The organism is Paenibacillus shunpengii (assembly GCF_042684905.1).
GTDB classification, from domain to species: Bacteria; Bacillota; Bacilli; order Paenibacillales; family Paenibacillaceae; genus Paenibacillus; species Paenibacillus shunpengii.
The window spans coordinates 722,830-743,228 of record NZ_JBHUMJ010000002.1; the positions used below are offsets into that span (position 1 = coordinate 722,830).

The window sequence follows — 20,399 nt, forward strand, 5'->3', positions numbered from 1 at the left end:
CGATGCCGATTGTTAACAAACTTGGAGTTCGTGGACAGCGTATCGCCTGGGGGATCGTCCTCATTCTAATGAGTCTTGCGCCGCTTGTTTCCACGGAGTTCCGACTAAGTCTGCTGGCGAAATTTCTGGCCGTGGCTATCTTGGCTATAGGACTGGATCTTATATGGGGGTATGGTGGTGTACTTAGCTTGGGCCATGGTGTATTCTTCGGTCTTGGAGCGTACGCGATGGCGATGTATTTGAAGCTGCAGGCAAGTGGGGCTTCGCTGCCTGATTTTATGGTATGGAACAGTGTGGAGAAGCTTCCGTGGTTCTGGGAGCCCTTTCGATCGTTTCCGATCGCGATGCTGCTCGGGATTTTACTTCCGGCACTGCTGGCGTTTCTACTCGGTTTTTTCACCTTTAAAAATCGGATCGCCGGAGTATACTTTACAATTCTGACCCAAGCGCTTGTTATGATTGTCGTTACCTTGTTTGTTGGTAAACAGGAGTGGACAGGTGGAACGAACGGTCTAACCGGCTATAACCAAATTTTCGGTATGCAGCTGCACCATCCCACTACCACCATTATGTTGTATTATGTAACACTGGTGGTTCTGGTTCTTGCTTATATTTTGTGCAGACGTATCGTTCGCAGTCGGTTTGGTCAGGTGCTGGAAGCCGCTCGAGACGGAGAGAATCGTGTTCGATTCTTGGGCTATGATCCTGCTTGGTACAAAACACTGGCCTTTACCTTGTCAGGGGCGCTTGCTGGTCTCGCTGGAATGCTCTATGTACTGCAAGTAGGAATTATATCTCCTTCTATGATGGGTATCGTTCCTTCTATTGAGATGGTGCTGTGGGTAGCGCTTGGAGGCAGAGGGACATTAATTGGTGCTGTGATTGGTGCCGTCATTCTGAATGCAGCGAAGACAGGGATTAGTGAGGCGTATCCAGAGGGCTGGCTGTTCGTTATGGGTGGTTTATTTGTAGCTATTGTCTTGTTTATGCCTCGTGGACTTGTCGGGGTATATCATAATCTGTCCAGATGGTGGAGACGGAAGGGAGGTGCTCGAGATGCCAAGTCCGTTGTTGAAGCCGAACGAGCTACATCCTAAAGGAAAAACGGTTCTGTCTGTTCAGGACATAACGGTGTCTTTTTCAGGCTTCGTCGCTGTGAACGGGATGAATCTTAACCTCAGATCTAATGAGCTTCACTTTCTGATCGGGCCTAACGGGGCAGGGAAGACCACGATGCTTGATGTCATTTGCGGTAAAACGAAGCCTGTGTCCGGTAAGGTGCTGCTTCCTGATGGAACCGACTTGACTCGTAAAAAAGAGCATCAGATCGCAAGGCTTGGAATCGGACGGAAATTTCAAGCGCCGTCGGTGTTCGGTGGTCTAACGGTCAAGGAAAATCTGGAGCTTGCTGATGATCAGAACAAAGGGGCTTTTCATTCGCTGCGAGGTCTTCGTGGAGGCGAGATAAGCCATGCGATGGAAGAAGTCCTTACACAGATCGGTCTAACCGATCGAATCCTGGTAAGGGCGGGGGCGCTGTCTCATGGAGAGAAGCAGTGGCTTGAGATCGGGATGCTGCTGCTGCAGGAGCCTCATGTACTTCTGCTTGATGAGCCGGTGGCCGGGATGACAGATGATGAAACGTTGAAGACGGGAGAACTGCTTCGGAGTATTGCCAAGAAACGCTCTGTAGTCGTTGTTGAGCACGATATGGAGTTTGTCAGACAATATGCAGAGAAGGTCACGGTTATGCATGAGGGCAAGCTGCTGACGGAAGGGACCATGCTTGAGGTTCAGCAGAATCCTGTTGTCGCCGAGGTCTATTTGGGCAAAAGGAGGAAGCAGGATGCTGTCACTTAAAAATATTGAATCTGGATATGGTGAGAGTATGGTGCTCCGTCGTGTTCATCTGGATATCGAACCAGGACAGGTCGTGTGTCTAATGGGCAGAAATGGAGTCGGTAAATCAACTCTACTTCGTACGCTTATGGGTGTTCTCAAGACGAGCCAAGGTGAAATAAGCTGGGAGGGTACGGATATCTCGGAGTGGAATTCTGCGAAGAGAGCCCGTGCAGGCATCGGATATGTTCCGCAGGGCCGGGATATTTTTCCGCAACTGTCCGTAAAAGAGAACCTGATGCTGGGTCTTGAAACAGCCTCTAAGAGAAGCAAAGTGTTTCCTGAGGATGTGCTTGCTATGTTCCCGGTGCTGCCTACGATGTACAAGCGGCAAGGTGGAGATCTAAGTGGAGGGCAGCAGCAGCAGCTCGCCTTTGCAAGAGCGCTGGCCGCGAGGCCTAAGCTTCTGCTGCTGGATGAGCCGACAGAAGGAATTCAGCCGTCGATTGTAGATGATATTCGCGATGTCATTATTCGGATTAAGAATCAGAAGGATACGGCCATTCTGCTCGTAGAGCAGAGCGAGGAATTTGTTCGCAGTGTGGCAGACTATATTTATGTCATGGATAAGGGTAGTATTGCGATGCATGGCAAGCCGGAGGATCTGGATCTGGCAGCATTTGAGCATTATCTCACGGTCTAGGTGGTTTAAACTAAGAAATACGGTATTACAAAAACACTCGCCCTGATTCGGAAGGAGTCCGTTCTAGGTGAGTTTTTTTTTGATGATTCATGAGCTATGTGAACGCTGGTGTTAACTAGCTCAAGGGGTGATCTAGAATCCTTGCATATTGCGGGTACAGCTTGCGAATGCATTCAGGGCATATATCATGGGTGAATTCGGCATGTGTATGCTTCTCGACAAAACTCTCCACAGTATTCCATTCATCTTCTTCATCTCTGATGCGCTTGCATACAGCACAGATCGGCAGCATTCCTCGAAGAGTTCGTATTTGGGAAGAGGCATCCTTGAGATGATGTTCAAGGTGTTTCAGGTGTGTGATATCAACGTGAGTAACGACAAGTCCTTTGAAGTCAGATTGGAGGGAGGTTTCATATAGAGATGCTTCCAGACGAAGCCATATGTAACTGTTGTCCCGCAGTATCCTGACTTCGCACACATAACCTGCCATGTTGTTGTTTAGTACTTCTTTGAGTTGATTGATAATGTTATTCATGCTGTGTGGACACGCCCCTGGAAATGACGCCATTAGATTGAAATAATTAGAACCCAGCCAATTGGTACTGGTAATACATTCATAACGGGACATCTTCTCGGGCAGAGGATGGTTGTACGAGCATATCGTTCCGTAAGCGTCAATAATGACAATGGTTGACTTGAAATCTTCGGACGAGGTCTTTATAAAAAAGGGTTCGGCTTCGGACAATAGTAGTCTCTCCCTACACTTATATTGACATTTTTAATGGATCAGAGGTGTTGTGTTGAGATTGAGTTTCTTCCAAAAAAAAGGTTGATCATATTATATACGTTCTTGCGTCATCTAACAATCATTAATCACTTACATACGTCGTTCTTTTGCGACAGCGTAAAGTGGAATTATGACGAAAAAAAGCACGCTGGCAGAGGAAGGGGGCCAGGCGTGCTTTAGATAGGGAGGGGCTTGGGAGGCCCTGAAGAGGTGAGCTGGAGGGGCCTTAGGCTTAAGCTCTTGTATGTTCAATACCGGATTCGTGGAAGGGGAAGCCCGGTATGAGGGATTGCATTGACAGAATTGAGCTCTGGAAGGGCTGGAGGCTTGCGCTTCTGGCTCTGTTCCATTCTTCTTCGAGGTCACTGTCCAGTACGCTGGACAAGGCGTCGAGATCGCGGGTTTCGATTTTTAATAGTCGTCTTGCGTGAATCAGGCATACATCCTTGGCAGCATGAAGATAACCGGAAGCTGCGTCGTCGGCGGTAACCTCAAGCTGAGTATTGATCCAGGCATGAACGACGGGGAGTGAGCCGACAGCATCATATCGATGGATAAGAGCTTCGAAATGCTCAAAGTCCATCCATGGATGCAGCGCTTTAGACAGTTTGATGAGACGCTTTCCCATGGCTCTGGAGGATTCCCGTTTGTAAGCAGGGGTTCGCTTGACGTGAAGCATCTTATCAATGAGGGCGATTCTCCACTCATCCTTCTGCTCTACTGCTGTGTAGATGGCCTTGATTGCCATGCCTTCCAACTGCACGAGACTTGGATGCAGCTCGCATCGCATGAATGTCTCCAGGTCGGTAGTCGTTTGGATCGTACCTTCCTCGATGTATGACTTAAGTCCGAAGGAATGAGAGAATCCTCCGACTTGAAGTGAGGAATCAAGCAGTTTTACATAATCAAGAAGCTTATTTCCTCTGTTCACCAGATTCGCCCCCTTATTGTGTTAAACGCGATAACCATCTTGGGTGAATTCATATGTTATGTATATGTCAATTTATCTTTGAATATCGGTATGTTTGATATGTATTTTTACATAAACATCCTTATACTGTCAATAATAAAACGGAATAATATCCTATAAACAGTTAAATACCTATTTTTAATGTAAGATATATTGACATTTACTTAACTTCACAGTCTTATCTAAAATCAAAAAATAAATTTTAAAATAATGACTTTACTTATGGTTGATAAGTGTGTATAATATATTTTGTTGGCACGAAAATGCTATACAAGATGCGCGGTCGTGGTGGAATGGCAGACACGCTATCTTGAGGGGGTAGTGGGTGTATACCCGTGGAGGTTCGAGTCCTCTCGACCGCATCATACGAAAGAGCTTGAAGCAATTTGCTTCAAGCTCTTTTTTTTGCTCAGTGTGGGTTTCGACGGGGATTACATGCAAAATTCTCATTTTAACAGCTTGGCGATATCCGCTTCAATCTTGTCCGGTGTCGTTTGTGGACTGTATCTTTTTACAATATTTCCGTTCTGATCGATAAGAAACTTGGTGAAATTCCACTTAATCGCCTTCGAGCCAAGTATACCTGGTGCACTGTCCTTTAAGTGCTTGAACAGCGGATGTGCCTCATCTCCATTGACTTTAATCTTCTCAAACATCGGGAAGCTCACACCATAGTTCATTTGGCAGAACTCTGCGATTTCATCATTTGAGCCCGGTTCTTGTTCGGCAAATTGGTTGCTGGGGAAACCGAGAATTTCAAAGGATTGGTCATTGAATTTGTCATATAGCTCCTGCAGTCCTTTGTATTGAGGGGTTAGTCCGCACTTGCTCGCTGTATTTACGATCAAGAGTACTTTTCCTTTGTACTCCTCCATGCTTAACTTCTGGCCTTTAAGTGTATTCACTTGGTATTGATAAATCGACATGCCTTCATCCATCCTTTTTATAAATTTGGAATATAAATGATGCTTGTATTGCCGTTTTCCATCAATCTCATTATATATATTGATAACAATTTAATTTTAAACAATATATGGAGAAAGTCAAACAAAGCTTAAGAATGGAGGGGGACGATTGTCGAAGGTAAACTTAGGCATTAGAATTAAACGAAATAACGAGATAAACTGAGAACAGATAAGCTGCATGCATATTGATGAATGTTTTACTCTTATTCTATCCAAAAACAACGCTAAATCGTCAAGATGAGCCGCTGAAGGAGCTTTACATCGATTTTCAACGGGTGTATGATTCATATCGTAAATCTTGAGCAAACGAACAACCGTTTATTTAAATAGTTTCTCATTGCTATGATCGCTTAATTTCTGCCTAATATGGCGGAGAGCGGGGGAACCAGAGTAAGGCAGCGTGCTTGATTCGGTGTGAGAGCCGAATGATACACGATGCATGGGGTGAATTCTGAACCGAAGATTCATGTGGAATGTCATATGGAATCATCAGGAACAGATAGGACGACTCTCACCGTCCGAATCCGACAGCTAACCTCGTAAGCTGTACAGAGCTGAACTAGAGATGTGGAAGAAATGCATGATTCTTTCCTTCACTTCGCTTAACGTGAATATTCTCTAGGTATCGTCTGTGCCAACGTTTGAGAGAGGAATGATAAATCTTGTGAGCGATCAGCCACAGAGGTTTAATCCTCTGTGGTTTTATTTATGCGCTGAATTTTTGTTGATCCAAAAAGCGGGGGACCCAGATGTGGATGCATCGATCCATGGGGTGAATTTCATGGCTATTGCCGTGAATAGGGCAATCTCTCTTGTCCGAATCCGACAGCTAACCTCGTAAGCGTAACAAAGGGAGAGGCAGCAAGCCGAGTAGCGCCTATATCGCAGGTCATGTTTTGCCATGTTCTGATATATAGGTGGGAGAGCACCGGGCATGCCTTTGATCGTCGGTGTTCTTTTTTTGTTGTCTTTTTCTATTACAGGGAGGAAATGATTGTAATGAGTGATGAAGTTATTTTAGTTACGGCACCAAATGAAGCGGCCAGAAATTTTATTCGATTATTAATGTACAAGAAGCTTTCTTTTGCTGTACTGACGAACAGTGCACAGGAAGAGAAGCAGGTCAAACGGCTTGGAGTAGAGCACATTATACGTATGGATACGGCGTTTACAAGTAAATGGCTGCTGCCTAATGCGGCGGTAGGACGTATTTTTATTTTTGAGAACAGCTTGAATCTGACCTGCCGGTTTTTGCAAATATGCAGACCCTGGACACGTAAGCCGATTACCATTATTACACAGCTGAATCATCCTCGCGGAGTATACCGCGGTATGGGCGCAGACCACGTTATTTTTACAATCAAGGGCGAAGTAGGATTTCTGTTAAATGGAGAACGGGCTGCTGTTAATTAATTGATCTGCACGCACACAGCGATAGAAGCAGGAGACTGCGGCTAATGGCTAGTGTAGGTGCTTACTATACAGTTTGCGTAATTAGATGCAGGATTGATATACTGGAGTTAAAGGAAACATAGCATGTGAGACTCGTGATATAAGCATGGGTCTCTTTTTCTATATTTACAGATGGAAAGGTAGAGAATGGCATTATGGGGAAGTTTGATCATGTGAAATGGCTCTTTTTTGATATAGGAGATACACTCGTAAATGAATGGGTTCCCGTTGATCACATTATCGGCCAATTTGTGAGAGAAGCAAATGGACTCGGGTATAACATTACAATGGAGGACGTACGCAGCAAATTTATTCAGAGCTATTCCAATTACATCGCTTCTCCCATGCAGTACGCGATTTCGGAGCTCGTGCCTTCCGAGGAGGACAGAGAGTATATCAAGCCTAGGCTTAAGTTTCAAAAGGAGCTCGAAGAGCCTTACGCTGAAGCTCGGTCTGTTCTTGAGCAGCTGGGCGAACGCTATAGGATCGGTATCGTGGCTAACCAAAGTCCGGGTACGGAAGAGCGGCTGGAGAAATATGGACTTCGTTCTTATGTAGATGTTATTGCATGTTCGGCCGAACAAGGCTTGTCTAAACCAGATGTGCGCTTATATCAATATGCACTGAAAACAGCCGGAGCTGAGCCCTCGGAATCCATCATGATCGGGGATCGTATTGATAATGATATTATCCCAGCCAAATCGCTTGGAATGATTACGATTCGAATTATGCAGGGTTACGGCCGCTACCAGCCTTTCACGAATGATAAGGATACACCGGACTATACTGTGAATAATCTGAACGCACTGACGGCCCTGCTTCTATAAACCTAATAATAAACTGAGGCTTATACAGCAGATAGTAGCTGCTGTGCAGAGGGACTGCGCTCCGATGGTTAGCAGCAAGCTAACAGCTGGGGCGCAGTTTTCCTGCGTTCAGGGAGTTGGTTCAAGAGTGACAGGCGGCTTATTCTAAAATAGGCAGGACATCCTCCCACACTGCGTCAAGGATAGACTGTATACGATCTTCCTCACTGTTAACAGCAATCACGGCTCTCCGGTCCGGTATGATCACGAGCAGCTGGCCGTGTGCACCATCCCCTCGATATGCTCCGTGAGAACACATCCAAAACTGACAGCCATAGCCGAGCGACCAGTCTCCTTCGCCGACAGAATCAATATGCTTGCGAGTCGCAAATTGAATCCATTCTGCAGGCACCAGCTGCTTGCCCTCGTAAGCCCCCTCATCCAGCAGCATTTGGCCGAATCTGCTTAATTCTTCGGTGCTGATCACGAGGCCTGCACATCCCAAAGTGACCCCGAGAGGCGAGGTTTCCCATTCCACATGATGTATACCCAGAGGATCAAACAAGCGGGAGTTCAAATAACGGTGGACCGTCTCACCGACGGCTGCCTGAATCAACGCCGAGATCATGAATGTATCGCCGCTGCTGTAAGTAAACTGTTTGCCGGGAGGGCGGTTCAGCGGCAGGGACAAATAGTATTTTGCCCAATCCTTCTCCGTCAGTGACTGCCGCTCCGGCAGCCATAGCGGTGGAGAGTCGTGTCCCGAAGACATCCGTAACAAATCATAAAGGGTGAGCTCATCCGGAGAAGGAAGCTGCGGATCCTGAGAGCGGTAAGTGGTGTTGTAGTTGAAAAATTCACCGAGCTTTGTATCCAGTGTGAGCTTTCCTTCCTCGATGGCAAGACCAGCGGCCATGCATGTAAATGATTTGCTGATTGAATGCTGCTGACGACGCATGTCTTGATCACGGTTCCATTCTCCAACCAGCCCGCCATCCTGCAGCACACGAATCGAAAAGACATTTAAGTCTTGTGATCTAATCTTCTTCTCAAAGCCGCTCAATGTACGTATCATAGTTTCCTCCATTCCTAATTCGCCAGCATGGATCTGACACAGGTTTCAGTACAAGTCATAGCTTCGAAACGTTTAGAACAGGGAATTAATTTCATAAATCAGCTTAAGGGAGATTAGGAGATTGATTCCAGTCCTCTGAATTTCGTGAAATATGGTATTACAGGCTCATTTGAAAGTCAATATCTTCAGCTGTGCTTTTTAGAGATCGGTAAAAAACCATGTAAACTGCATTGACAATCTTCAAGAGAAGAGCTTATGATAGGAATCGAAACGATTCGAAGAAAGCGATTCCAAATGACTTTATCATCGAAAAACAGAGGAATAACCGTAGAATAGTATGGTGAAACGATTCGAAAAAGTGGATCAGAAAGGAGATTTTTATGGCCTATATAGCAGTAGAGACAGGTTCGCCGACGCTTCGTATGACGACAAGCATCCATGTCATCTCTCCAACAGAATATGGGGAACGACCGAGTTGTACGCTTTATTTGCTCCACGGTGCAGGAGATAATGCGAGCACTTGGCATCGTATGACCACAATGGAGACGTATGCGCAGAAATATGGATGCACAGTCATCATGCCGGAGGCCAATCGAAGCTACTATACCGATATGGCGTATGGACTCGATTATTTTTATTACATCACGGAGGAGCTGCCCAGGACTTGTGCCAATCTCATCCACATGAACCAGGATCCCGAACTGACTTATGTCGCAGGATTGTCGATGGGAGGATACGGAGCACTTAAATGCGGGCTGACTTATCCAGAACGTTACCGTAAAGTCGTTTCATTTTCAGGGGTGACGGATATCCAGCAGAGACTGCACAGAAGTGACATGACCACTGACTTGATCAAGGAGATGCAAGGGGTATTCGGCACAAATCTGGAGGTACAGCCGCATGAAGATTTGTATGCGCTTGCCCGGGCTAGGGCTGAAGAAGGGACCCGTCTTCCATCCATACTTTGCTGCTGCGGGAGTGATGATCCTTTTATAGACATGAATCGAGAATTTGCCGCTTCTATGAATCATTCAACTTATAAATTCAAGTATGTAGAGAGCCCGGGAGCTCATGACTGGTCTTTCTGGGAAAGGCATTTAAGTACTGCTTTTGAATTTCTTTTTGAAGAAGCTTAAGAAGATTAGATCTATGAAGAGTGAGGAGATGCAAATTGAAACCAGCTGCTCTAGAGTCTGGGTCTGGTAAAAAAGTAAAGCCAGATCCAACCAGAAGCCGAAGACTGTTCTCAGAGATCTGGAAACACCGTATGACTTATACCCTGCTCATACCAGGGTTAATCTGGCTCATCCTGTTTGCTTATCTGCCGATGGGCGGGTTATCGCTCGCATTCAAGGAATATAAAGCGAACCTGGGCATATGGGGAAGTCCTTGGGTCGGCTTCGAGAATTTTGAATACGTGTTCAGAGACCCTGCCTTTATTGATGCGGTATGGCGAACGTTATATATCAACATTTTGAAGCTGGTCGTCCAGTTCCCGTTTCCGATATTGCTGGCACTGATGCTGAATGAGCTTCGGATGCGAAGAACGAAAAAATTATTCCAGACCGTATTTACGTTTCCGCACTTCCTGTCCTGGATTATCGTCTCGGGGATTGTCATCAATGTCCTCGCTTACGATGGACTGGTGAACAGTGCGCTTGCATTAGTCGGCCTGCCAACGATTAATTTCCTGGGATCAGAGGATACCTTCGTGCCGATGCTCCTGCTCACAGATATTTGGAAATCAACAGGCTGGGGAGCCATCATCTATCTGGCGGCCATATCAGGAATTGATCAGGATCAGTACGAGTCAGCTCAGATTGACGGTGCCTCAAGACTGCAGCAGATGTTCCGGATTACGCTGCCGAATATTCTACCGACGATTACAGTCATGTTCATCTTGAATGTCGGCGGGCTGATGTCTTCCGGTTTTGATCAGATCTTCAACCTTGCGAATGCAGCGACACAGAATGTGTCCGAAGTCCTTGATGTCTATATTTATCGGATCACCTTCCAGTCCTCGACGGACTTTTCATTCTCGACTGCAGTCAGCCTGTTCCGCTCACTTGTGAACATGTTCCTCTTGCTGGCAGCGGACCGGGTAGCTAAGAAGCTGGGTGGAGACGGGTTGTTCCGATAGGAGAGGAGAATAAACTGATGAGCACGATAGCTAGAAAAAAACCAAAGTTCCTGAGCAATAAAATGACGTTTATCGATTATTTTATCCTTTTCGTTCTGAGTATGATGGCGCTGCTGATCTTAATTCCTTTTTGGAATGTCATTATGATCTCGTTCGCAACGCCGAAGGAGTATGCGGAGAATCCGCTGCTCATGTTTCCTAAAGAGTTCACATTTGATTCTTATACAGCACTCTTTGCTGATGGAAGTATCCTGACCGGATATTGGAATACAACCAAGCTGCTTGTGATTGGGCTGCCACTCAGTTTGTTTTTAACGACAAGCATGGCTTATGGCCTTAGCCGCAATAAATTTCCGGGCAAGAAGCTGATCTTCTTCCTTGTTCTTTTTACGATGATTTTTAATGGGGGCATTGTACCTCTCTATCTTGTCATGAAATCACTGCATCTGACAGGGACATTAATGTCCGTCATTCTTGCAGGCAGCTTCAGTGCCTTTAATATGATCCTGATGATGAATTACTTTCATAGCCTGCCGGAATCACTGATGGAATCAGCCAGGCTCGATGGTGCCGGTGAATGGAGAATTTTGTTCTCGGTTGTACTTCCCCTTGCTGCACCGATCATAGCAACGATTACTTTGTTCTATGGTGTAGCGTATTGGAACAGCTGGTATGACGCCATGATCTTCCTGAGGAGACAGGATCAGCTGCCGCTGCAAAATGTGCTGAGGGCCATTATCGTGGAATCCTCGACCAATGCGTCGAATGCATCGAGTGTGGAGGCGGTAGGAAAGAACTCGTTCTCTACGGGAATGAAGATGGCCGCTGTCTTTGTGACCATGGTTCCGATTATGTGCTTCTTCCCGCTGCTTCAGAAGCATTTTGCCAAAGGGGTACTAACAGGGGCAATCAAGACCTGATCATACATTGATATTTTTCATTCAGCTTCTATATCAAACATGGGGGTATAACATGAAAACAAATCAGAAGAAATTGTTGAAATCTGCACTGGTAACCATGATGTCGCTTGTTCTGCTCATCATGACAGCTTGTTCCAGCGGAGGAGCATCCGGTGGCAACGAAAAGGATGAGAATGGAAACTATGTGGACAAAATGACGGTTTCCGTAGCCAGTACAATTCAATTGAAGGAAGGGCAGCTGGACAATGAATTCCATCAGTTTTGGATGGATAAGTACAACATCGACTGGGAGTACAACTTTATTGAGTGGGATTCCTGGGGGGAGAAGCTTCGTCTATGGATCAACTCCGGTGACCTGCCAGATGTAGCGACATGGAACTACGTGCATGGGGATGCGATGAATTATATCGATCAAGGACTGCTGTATGAATTCCCAGAAGATTGGAAAGAGCGCTGGCCCAACGTGGCAGCAGCCTATGAGCTGACCGGCCTTGGTGAGCAGCTGGAGGAGCTGACTGGCGGTACGTATTTGCTGCCACGACCCGTGTACTACGAGAACAAGCCGGCAGATCCGCTGGTCAACCAAATCGGCGTTATTGCACTTCGGAAGGACTGGGCTGATGCAGTAGGGTTTGAGCTGAAGGATGCTTACACTACGGGTGAGCTTATGGAATACGCAAGACTTGTGAAAGAGCAGGATCCAGGCAATGTAGGTTCTAATCTGGTGCCCTTGTCCTTTAATGCGGATGATGCACTGACGAACATGATCATGCCGAACAGTGCGCATTCACGAGTAGAGTCTGCTTTCTACAAAGGCGAGGATGGGAAGTATCACTGGGGAGCTGCTGATGAAGAGACGCTTACAGGTCTTAAGCTGATGCAGGAGGCATATAAAGAAGGCTTGCTCAACCCTGAGTTCTATACGTGGAAGAACAGTGAAGGCAGCGACAACTTCAGAGTAAGCGGAACCGCTGCTGTGACAAGTCTTGGCGGTCTAGCTTCTTATAGACAAGACGTCGACACCGCTATGAGAAAGAACCTGGGCGTAGAGAGTGATGAGCTTGTTCATACCGCAATCGTACTGGGTGATGACGGTAAATACCGCAATCTGGAGCAGGCCAATTTCTGGTCCGCACTGATCTTCTCTCCGGATATTGATGATGCCAAGTTTGAACGCATTATGGATATGCTCGATTATACGACCAGTGAGGAAGGACAGCTGATCCTTAACATGGGATTTGAAGGAACGGATTGGGAGTATGACGAGAATGGCAATCTGAAGAGCCTGCTGGAGAATGGAACAAGTCTGGAGGATAAATATCCGAGCCGGTTTGAAGGGTTGTATCTGCTCGGCGACGACTTCAGCATGATTAACCCTGCCATTAAAGAAGATTACCGTGAGAGAGCTCTCACTCATTACCAGAACAAGGCGAAGCTTGGTGAAGAAGGCGGCGCACTCGCGGAGTATGACTGGACTGTGCAGCTGTACGATTCCAAAGCGAAGAATCAAGCCTCCTTCGACTATGCGACAGAGTATACGAATCTGATCCTTAAGGAAGGCGACCTGGAAGCGAACTGGAGAGCATGGGTAGAGAGCAAAATGTCGCTTGTACAGCCTGTGCTGGATGAGCTGAATGCGCTGTAGGGTGGAAATACATCAGTATATAGAGAGAGTGGACAGGAGGAACACACTTACACATGACGACATTGACAAATGCGAGAAGAAGAGTGCAGGCAGGCGATTTGTCCTTTACTTTTTGGGATAGCGGAGATTTATTTCAAGCGGTAAGCGGCAAGGTGATGATCAATCAGCTGATGCTGAGCCCCTTAGACGGTTCACTGAACAATATTTACCTGCGTATTCATTCTGAAAATGGTATTGAGGCGTACCCTTTATTGGGTATCCACTCGGATAGCCATGTTTATCAAAAAGGGAATTGTCTAGAATGGACAGGAACTGTGCGAAGCATCGCTTATACAGTAACCTTTGCTCCGACAGATCAAGGTGTGTGGTTCTGGGAAGTAACACTTCAAGGTGAAGAGCAGAAGGTGGATGTGATCTACGGCCAGGACGTTGGAATTGCCGATACGGGAGCTGTACGCAGCAATGAGGCCTACTTGTCTCAATACATTGACCATACCGTATTTGAAGATGCCGAGAAGGGGTATGTCGTATGCTCCCGGCAAAATCAGCCGCAAGGCGGAACTTTCCCATATCTTCAGCAAGGATCCTTGACGGGTGCAGCAGGCTACTCGACAGACGGTTTCCAGTTCTATGGACTTACCTATAAAGAGACGAATATACCCGAAGCACTGCAGAACAAGACACTTGCTAATGAAGTATATCAGTATGAATTCGCATATACAGCTCTGCAATCCGAGCAGACGGTGCTTGCGGGCGAAGCTTCATTCGTATTTTATGGACTGTTCCGGCCTCATCACGAACAAGCCATTACCGAACTGGAATACAAAGAAGTGGTAGATGATGCATGGAATACTTTTAAATCTCATAAAAGACAGAATGAAAAGTCTTCAGCTCATAAACTGCCAGACACTTACTATAAGCCGCAGATTGGTAAGACACTCGCCGGACGCTCCTTGACTGATGAGGAAGTAGATCAGCTGTTCCCTGCCGCTGGGCGGCATGAGGTAGAGTATAAGGATGGGCAATTGCTTGCATTCTTCACAGATACCTACGAGCATGTGGTGCTAAAAAGCAAGGAAATGCTGGTCGAGCGCCCTCACGGTCATATTCTGATGAGCGGGAACAATGTGAAGCTTGGAGCAGAAGTGTTAACTACAACGTCTTATATGTATGGAATATTCAATTCCCATGTTGTTGTGGGCAACACGAACTTCAACAAGCTCATGAGTAATTCGCGCAGCGCATTGAATATTCCGAAGACATCGGGACAACGGATATATATAGAGTTAGACGGCGAGTATCGTTTATTAACGATGGCTTCACTGTTTGAAATCGGATTTAACTACGTTCGATGGTATTATAAATTGAAGGATGATATGCTCGTTATCACGAATTTTACATCAGTGGACCGTCCAGAGGTTCAGCTTCAGGTTCGTTCTGAGAGCGGGAACAGCTATCGGTATTTGGTATCCAATCAGATGACGATGAACGTAAATGAGTATGAAGTGCCTGTGCACTATTCAGAGAAGGAAGGCAAGCTGATAATTAAGGCGGATTCCTCTGCGGTAAGTCATGAAGTGTATCCTGAGCTGTCTTATACCATGTGGATGGATGGGGCGGAGCTTCAGGTTCATGACGAGACTTGTCTGGCTGAAGGAATCGTACGGGGTGATGCTTCTCTCACTGTTCTGCAAATTTCGGCTAGTCATAGCTGGACCTTAACGATGCAGGGATTGCTGGACGGCAAGTCACTACCCTCGATTACTCCTGATTTTATGGAAGAGAAAGAGAAGTATCGTGAATTTTTCCGCAGTGTCATGAATGGGTTTCATCTAAAATTCCCTGATTCAGAGCGGTCTGAAGCGTTATTCAAAGTGAATTCACTTGCCTGGTGGTATACGCATAATATGCTGGTTCACTATTCGGTTCCGCACGGACTTGAGCAATACGGAGGTGCCGCATGGGGGACGAGGGACGTATGCCAAGGTCCTGTGGAATATTTCATGGCAACACAGAAGTATGAACAAGTTCGTGACATTCTTAAAATGGTATATGCCCATCAATATGAGGATGACGGAAATTGGCCGCAGTGGTTCATGTTTGACCAATATAACCAAATCCAGCAGGAAGAAAGTCATGGCGACATTATCGTATGGCCACTCAAAGTGCTCAGTGATTATCTAAATGCGACACAAGATTACGGTATTCTGGATGAACGGGTTCCGTACACGTTAAAGCACAGCTTTGATTTTACTGAAGATACCTCTACCATTCTGGAGCATGTTCAGAAAGAAATCGGTTATATCCAGAGTCATTTCCTGCATGATACGTACCTATCGTCCTATGGAGATGGAGATTGGGATGATACGCTGCAGCCGGCTAATGCCCAGCTCAAGCAATACATGGTCAGCAGCTGGACAGTAGCTCTTACTTATCAAACGCTTCGACAGCTGTCACAGGCGATGAAGTCTGTTCAGAGTACCCTTGCACAAGAGCTTCTGAACCTATCCGAAGGTATTAAGCGGGACTTCCAGAAGTACATGCTAAATACGAATGTCATACCGGGCTTCATCTATATGGAGAATCTAGAGGATATAAAGCCTATGCTCCATCCTTCCGATGAGGAGACGGGGATTCAGTATCGTCTGCTTCCGATGACGAGAAGCATGATTGCTGAACTGCTCAGTCCGGAGCAGGCCAAGTCCCATTACGAATTGATAAAAACACGTTTATTTTGCCCGGATGGCGTAAGACTGATGAACAGACCTGCCGTGTATGCCGGAGGGGTGAGCACACATTTCAAACGGGCTGAGCAGGCGTCCAACTTCGGGCGTGAAGTCGGTCTGCAGTATGTACATGCCCATATAAGGTACGTTGAGGCCATGGCCAAGCTGGGCTATAAGGATGAGGTGTGGAGCGGTCTTGGTTTAATTAATCCGATTGGTATCACCAAAGTGGTTCCAAATGCGGAGCTGCGGCAAAGCAATGTTTATTTTAGCAGCTCTGATGGTAAATTCAGCAACCGATATGAAGCTCAGGAACGCTTCGATGAGCTTAGAGCTGGAAAAGTCAAAGTAAAGGGCGGATGGAGAATATACTCCAGCGGTCCGGGAATTTATATGAACCAGCTCATTTCAAATGCGCTCGGCATACGCCAGGACGAGCAGGATCTGATAATTGACCCCGTGCTGCCGTCTGACCTGGATGGTATGGAGTTTGATTTTGAAATAGCGGGCAAAAGAGTAACTTTTGTGTATCATCTTGGCGATCATCAATCTGCACGAATTGTTATAAATGGCAGGGACGCTGAATTGAATCGAGAAGATCATCCCTATCGGGTTGGCGGGGTTCGCATTGAACGCCATGTGCTGGATAGCGAGCTGAATCAGCAGCTGAATGTAATAGATGTTTATATGTAAATTTCTTATCTTTATCAAAGATAGCTATAAGCAAATAACAAGGCTTGGTTACAAATGAGGGAGCGAGGACTATTGGTCAGTATTAAGGACATTGCCAAAAAAGCCGGGGTTTCTATTTCTACGGTCTCTTATGCCCTTAATGGGAGCAACAAGGTGACGGACGAAACAAGCTCTAAAATTCTGGCCATTGCCAAAGAATTGAATTATGTGCCGAATGCGGCAGCACGTAATTTGAAAAAGCGGGAGACAAAAATCGTTGGTGTATTTCTAACGGACTTCCGTGGAGACGTATATGGTGATCTTCTTCATGGGATGAAGGAAATCAGTAACTTACAGGGATATGATCTGATTGTATGCAGCGGCGAACAATCTCACAAAATGCTGCCAGAGCGCATGATCGATGGTGCGATTATATTGGATCAGATGTTTGCCAGCGAGGAACTGCTGAAATATGCGGATTTGGGTCATAAGATCGTTGTGCTGGACCGCGAGCTCGATCATCCGAACATTAACCAGGTGCTCCTGGATAACAAAGCAGGCGCTACCCTGGCGATGGAGCATCTGATCGAACTCGGACATAAGAAAATATATGTTGTGACCGGTCCGGAAGGCTCTTACGATTCCATGCAGCGGATGAAAGCAGTGCGTATGGTCTCGGAGCGCTCTCATGATGTGGAATGTATCGAGATCAGCGGCAACTTCGAGAAAACCGGGGGAGAGAAGGCCGCTGAACAAATTATTGCTGAATACAAAGAGCCGGTTGCTGTGTTCTGTCTAAATGATGAGATGGCCATCGGATTATGGAATCGAATTTCGGAAACGGATCTGAAGATCGGTGAGCATATCCATCTGATCGGGTTTGATAATATTGAGCTGGCAGGCTATATGCAGCCACGATTATCTACTATTAACTACTCTAAGCAAAAATGGGGAGCTCTCGCTGCGGAGCAGCTCCTTAAGCTGCTCTCCGGAGATACGGTGGAGAATGAGCGGATATACGTAACTTTGGTGAGGGGAGAATCTGCTAATCGAGTCTGATTGGAAGTTATCGTGCATGCTCGTATGTTTAATTTCTGCGGAACAAGGTTAAGAAAAAAGCATAGGCAAGCGGATGCTGCAACAGGTGCTGCATCAGATACAGCATATGATATTGCATCAAGAGGATATGCAGCTTGCTATGGTTCGCTCTTGCCTTCCTGTTATGAATAACAGAGCAAAGAGCAGTGCACGATAATCCAAGATTACAGATGAGAAGGAGCGATTATAATGGAAGCATTGTATACAGCAACAGCGACAGTACGCGGTGGCAGAGACGGTAAATTCGAAACATCGGATGGTGTATTGCGTCATGACTTGTCGACTCCGAAGGAGCTCGGAGGTGCAGGCGGCAATGCAACGAATCCGGAGCAGCTGTTCGCAGCTGGATATGGAGCATGCTATGAGAGCGCCCTTTCCAACATCGCCCGCAAAGAAGGCGTGAAGCTCAGTGATGTTGAAGTAACCAGCAACGTTATGATCGGTAAGGACCCGCAGGATGACGGATTCCAGCTCGCGGTTCGTCTGGATGTCAAAATTCCGGGTATAGACCGCGCACAGGCAGAGGAACTGGCGAAAAAAGCGCATGAGTTCTGTCCTTACTCCAAAGCGACACGTGGTAATATTCCGGTTGAGCTTAATGTAATTTAAGGTCGATCTGATCTCGTTTAAAATGCCGGGCTCTTGCATAAACGCTGGAGTTCCCGGCTTTTTTAATGATTATATTTCTGAAAATTTTCAGATAATAGGAACGTTTATTCATTTTTCGTGTATAGGGATTTGACATCAGGGTTAAAATTCTTTAATATGACTAAGTACTAATGCGCTACGTGGCATGAATAAATTTGAAATCACAGGTGATTACATGTCTTATAGACCACAGATTGTAGACTTAACAACTGCCAGCCGAAATGAAGAAGCCGGACTTTACGAGTTTACAATGAAGCTCGCGGACGGAACACTGTGCCGTGTATTCTATTCCCGTGATCCGGAATGGAAAATGACAAGCATCAGCCGTCTTCAGAAGACACCTTGTCCGGTATGCCGCAAAGACTTTATCTGCAAGTGCATGGAGAAGTTTGCAGGCGAGATTCATGAGCAAATTCAGGATAATCAATTGATCGAACAAGCGACGAAGTAAGAAGCAGATTCGATGATGAGCGACTAGGAAGAGCATCCTAGCGCTTTTTTTCTATATATGTGATATGCATTCATTATAATCCGGGAGAGATGAAGGATGCAGAATTATAGCGACAAGCATATCGTCCTCATTGATGGTGTGTGTCATTTGTGCCAGGGTATAACGAAATGGATTATTCAGCGGGATTCGGAAGGTGTATTCTACTTTGCTTCGCTTCAATCTGAAGTCGGAAGACGTTTACTGGAGCAGGGCGGATTATCCGTGGATGCCATGGATACCTTTGTATATATTGAAAAAGGAGTATATCACACGCGCTCCACAGCTGCGCTGAAGGTAGCCCGAAGATTGAAGTTTCCATATTACTTGGCTTATGGCTTCATAGTTGTACCAAAGTTTATTCGAGACATTATGTATAATTTCATTGCCCGCAATCGCTATCGCTGGTTCGGACGAGATGGGGAAGATGCCTGTATGCTGCCGACACCGGAGATTCGGGAACGTTTCTTATAAGTAATAAGGCATAAAATATGATTTTAGCCGCCTTTCAGTATAATGGAAAGGCGGCTTTTAGAATGCGTATATTGCTAGAGCTGTGAAAGCTGCCAAAGAGGCTGGATGCTCCAGCCGGCGTATCCACAGGATTATTTTTTGGGTGCACGAAAACCAGCCAGCTCAGCCTCTTCCTCCGTACAGAACCATTCCTCGGGTATGGTTGCTGTATATTGAGGGGACTCCTGGGTGTGATATATTTTTTCTCCACTGGAGTTGATATTGCCCTTGATGGTACAGGAACGATCCGGCTGTTGATCGGAATTGACATTAGCTCCACTGTCGTTATTCGAATCTGCGACCGTCTCAGATTCATATTCGTCCTTGTGGAAACCGTCCTCCTGGACGTAATTTTCGTATTCCCATATACCGATGGCTGCACGCTGACTTTCTTTCTGTATGGCTTCGAACTGATCCACATATCGCACATTTGGCGGATAAATATAGGCGACTCTTGCATAGCCTTTTTCAAGCAATGATTCCTGAAGCATGACACCATCGACGTATACATAAGCAAGCAGTCTAGAATATTTGTCCCGGTTCTGCCCAATGTCAAACTCCAGCTCGATCTTGTCAGCTTGTTCAAGTACCTGTTTGGTATACTCTTTCGCTTCAATGCCGAGAGGCTGAACACCGAGCTTCGGATGAGAGGTCTCCGGGGTATCCACGAGCAGCATACGAACAGATTGGCTCTTGCCTTCGTAGATGACTTTGAATGTATCTCCATCTACGGCTCGATCCAGTGTAACGGGTACCCTGGGAAATTCATGCTCATCTTGCTGCGTACAGCCTATCATAATTACAAAGAGGCATAGAATGCTTAAGATTGCCCACTTCTTCGACACATTGATCACTCCATTCTAAGGTGTTGTTATGTAGGCAGCAGGCATTTCAATAGTGTACTATATAAGATGAGAAAAGGGAACGGATGTTTGATTCCGTAATAAATAATC

The 20,399-nt window shown here is 46.1% G+C and carries 19 protein-coding genes, 1 tRNA gene and 2 riboswitches; of the genes, 15 read left to right on the plus strand and 5 right to left on the minus strand.

The annotated features are described in order from the left end of the window. Positions 1 to 2 precede the first annotated feature (2 nt). From urtC to urtE, 3 genes are read left to right on the plus strand one after another with little or no spacing between them, the layout of a single operon-like run. Entirely contained in the window at positions 3 to 1,097 is a 1,095-nt protein-coding gene (urtC, locus tag ACFSVM_RS03220; protein ID WP_076311964.1) for an urea ABC transporter permease subunit UrtC, read from the plus strand. After that, complete coding sequence (urtD, locus tag ACFSVM_RS03225) at positions 1,057 to 1,860, plus strand: urea ABC transporter ATP-binding protein UrtD (protein ID WP_076311963.1); 804 nt, start codon at positions 1,057 to 1,059, stop codon at positions 1,858 to 1,860. The genes urtC and urtD overlap by 41 nt, the downstream gene beginning before the upstream one ends. Further along, a complete protein-coding gene (gene urtE / locus ACFSVM_RS03230) occupies positions 1,847 to 2,542 on the plus strand; it encodes an urea ABC transporter ATP-binding subunit UrtE (protein WP_379260371.1) in 696 nt (231 codons plus the stop codon). Before urtD ends, urtE begins: the two co-directional genes overlap by 14 nt. A 115-nt stretch (positions 2,543 to 2,657) precedes the next feature. On the opposite strand, the gene ACFSVM_RS03235 is transcribed toward urtE, so the two are convergent. Beyond that, positions 2,658 to 3,287, minus strand: coding sequence for a hypothetical protein (locus tag ACFSVM_RS03235; protein ID WP_076311961.1), 630 nt, complete (start codon positions 3,285 to 3,287; stop codon positions 2,658 to 2,660). 274 nt (positions 3,288 to 3,561) lie between these two features. Continuing rightward, positions 3,562 to 4,260: an urease accessory protein UreF gene (locus tag ACFSVM_RS03240; protein ID WP_076311960.1), complete on the minus strand. Its 699-nt coding sequence runs from the start codon at positions 4,258 to 4,260 to the stop codon at positions 3,562 to 3,564. Between the two features lie 318 nt (positions 4,261 to 4,578). Between ACFSVM_RS03240 and ACFSVM_RS03245 the strand changes: the two genes are divergently transcribed. Beyond that, positions 4,579 to 4,661: transfer RNA gene (locus ACFSVM_RS03245), tRNA-Leu, on the plus strand. Positions 4,662 to 4,745: 84 nt separating this feature from the next. On the opposite strand, the gene ACFSVM_RS03250 is transcribed toward ACFSVM_RS03245, so the two are convergent. Further along, positions 4,746 to 5,225, minus strand: coding sequence for a glutathione peroxidase (locus ACFSVM_RS03250; RefSeq protein WP_047912298.1), 480 nt, complete (start codon positions 5,223 to 5,225; stop codon positions 4,746 to 4,748). A 376-nt stretch (positions 5,226 to 5,601) separates the two neighbouring features. Beyond that, positions 5,602 to 5,825, plus strand: a riboswitch (cyclic di-AMP (ydaO/yuaA leader). 140 nt (positions 5,826 to 5,965) lie between these two features. Then, a riboswitch (cyclic di-AMP (ydaO/yuaA leader) is annotated at positions 5,966 to 6,123 on the plus strand. 140 nt (positions 6,124 to 6,263) lie between these two features. On the opposite strand from ACFSVM_RS03250, the gene ACFSVM_RS03255 reads away from it, so the two are divergent. Both ACFSVM_RS03255 and ACFSVM_RS03260 read left to right on the plus strand, forming a co-directional pair. Further along, the gene (locus ACFSVM_RS03255) at positions 6,264 to 6,677 is read left to right on the plus strand and encodes a hypothetical protein (RefSeq protein WP_047912125.1); all 414 of its coding nucleotides are present in this window, start codon (positions 6,264 to 6,266) and stop codon (positions 6,675 to 6,677) included. Between the two features lie 212 nt (positions 6,678 to 6,889). Next, the gene (locus ACFSVM_RS03260; RefSeq protein ID WP_379260374.1) at positions 6,890 to 7,543 is read left to right on the plus strand and encodes an HAD family hydrolase; all 654 of its coding nucleotides are present in this window, start codon (positions 6,890 to 6,892) and stop codon (positions 7,541 to 7,543) included. Positions 7,544 to 7,682: 139 nt separating this feature from the next. Here ACFSVM_RS03260 and ACFSVM_RS03265 read toward each other — a convergent pair whose 3' ends face one another. Beyond that, on the minus strand, positions 7,683 to 8,597 hold the full coding sequence (locus tag ACFSVM_RS03265) for a serine hydrolase domain-containing protein (RefSeq protein WP_379260376.1): 915 nt from the start codon (positions 8,595 to 8,597) through the stop codon (positions 7,683 to 7,685). A 380-nt stretch (positions 8,598 to 8,977) separates the two neighbouring features. Here ACFSVM_RS03265 and ACFSVM_RS03270 point away from each other — a divergent pair, with 380 nt between their 5' ends. From ACFSVM_RS03270 to ACFSVM_RS03310, 9 genes are all read left to right on the plus strand, one after another. Next, complete coding sequence (locus ACFSVM_RS03270; RefSeq protein WP_076311957.1) at positions 8,978 to 9,733, plus strand: alpha/beta hydrolase; 756 nt, start codon at positions 8,978 to 8,980, stop codon at positions 9,731 to 9,733. Between the two features lie 35 nt (positions 9,734 to 9,768). Beyond that, complete coding sequence (locus ACFSVM_RS03275) at positions 9,769 to 10,737, plus strand: ABC transporter permease (protein ID WP_076311956.1); 969 nt, start codon at positions 9,769 to 9,771, stop codon at positions 10,735 to 10,737. A gap of 17 nt (positions 10,738 to 10,754) precedes the next feature. After that, positions 10,755 to 11,657, plus strand: a complete 903-nt coding sequence (locus tag ACFSVM_RS03280) for a carbohydrate ABC transporter permease (RefSeq protein ID WP_274359703.1) — start codon at positions 10,755 to 10,757, stop codon at positions 11,655 to 11,657. 52 nt (positions 11,658 to 11,709) lie between these two features. Continuing rightward, the gene (locus ACFSVM_RS03285; RefSeq protein ID WP_379260380.1) at positions 11,710 to 13,302 is read left to right on the plus strand and encodes an extracellular solute-binding protein; all 1,593 of its coding nucleotides are present in this window, start codon (positions 11,710 to 11,712) and stop codon (positions 13,300 to 13,302) included. A 53-nt stretch (positions 13,303 to 13,355) separates the two neighbouring features. Next, positions 13,356 to 16,721 (plus strand): amylo-alpha-1,6-glucosidase, encoded by a 3,366-nt coding sequence (locus ACFSVM_RS03290; protein ID WP_379260382.1) that lies wholly within the window; start codon positions 13,356 to 13,358, stop codon positions 16,719 to 16,721. Positions 16,722 to 16,793: 72 nt separating this feature from the next. Further along, positions 16,794 to 17,759 (plus strand): LacI family DNA-binding transcriptional regulator, encoded by a 966-nt coding sequence (locus ACFSVM_RS03295; RefSeq protein ID WP_379260384.1) that lies wholly within the window; start codon positions 16,794 to 16,796, stop codon positions 17,757 to 17,759. A 228-nt stretch (positions 17,760 to 17,987) separates the two neighbouring features. After that, complete coding sequence (locus ACFSVM_RS03300; protein ID WP_076311951.1) at positions 17,988 to 18,407, plus strand: organic hydroperoxide resistance protein; 420 nt, start codon at positions 17,988 to 17,990, stop codon at positions 18,405 to 18,407. 214 nt (positions 18,408 to 18,621) lie between these two features. After that, positions 18,622 to 18,897 (plus strand): hypothetical protein, encoded by a 276-nt coding sequence (locus ACFSVM_RS03305; protein ID WP_047912116.1) that lies wholly within the window; start codon positions 18,622 to 18,624, stop codon positions 18,895 to 18,897. 96 nt (positions 18,898 to 18,993) lie between these two features. Further along, positions 18,994 to 19,407, plus strand: a complete 414-nt coding sequence (locus ACFSVM_RS03310; RefSeq protein WP_379260387.1) for a thiol-disulfide oxidoreductase DCC family protein — start codon at positions 18,994 to 18,996, stop codon at positions 19,405 to 19,407. A gap of 131 nt (positions 19,408 to 19,538) precedes the next feature. Here the strand turns inward: ACFSVM_RS03310 and ACFSVM_RS03315 are convergent, their stop codons facing one another. Then, on the minus strand, positions 19,539 to 20,243 hold the full coding sequence (locus tag ACFSVM_RS03315) for a thermonuclease family protein (protein ID WP_379262859.1): 705 nt from the start codon (positions 20,241 to 20,243) through the stop codon (positions 19,539 to 19,541). Positions 20,244 to 20,399: the final 156 nt, after the last annotated feature.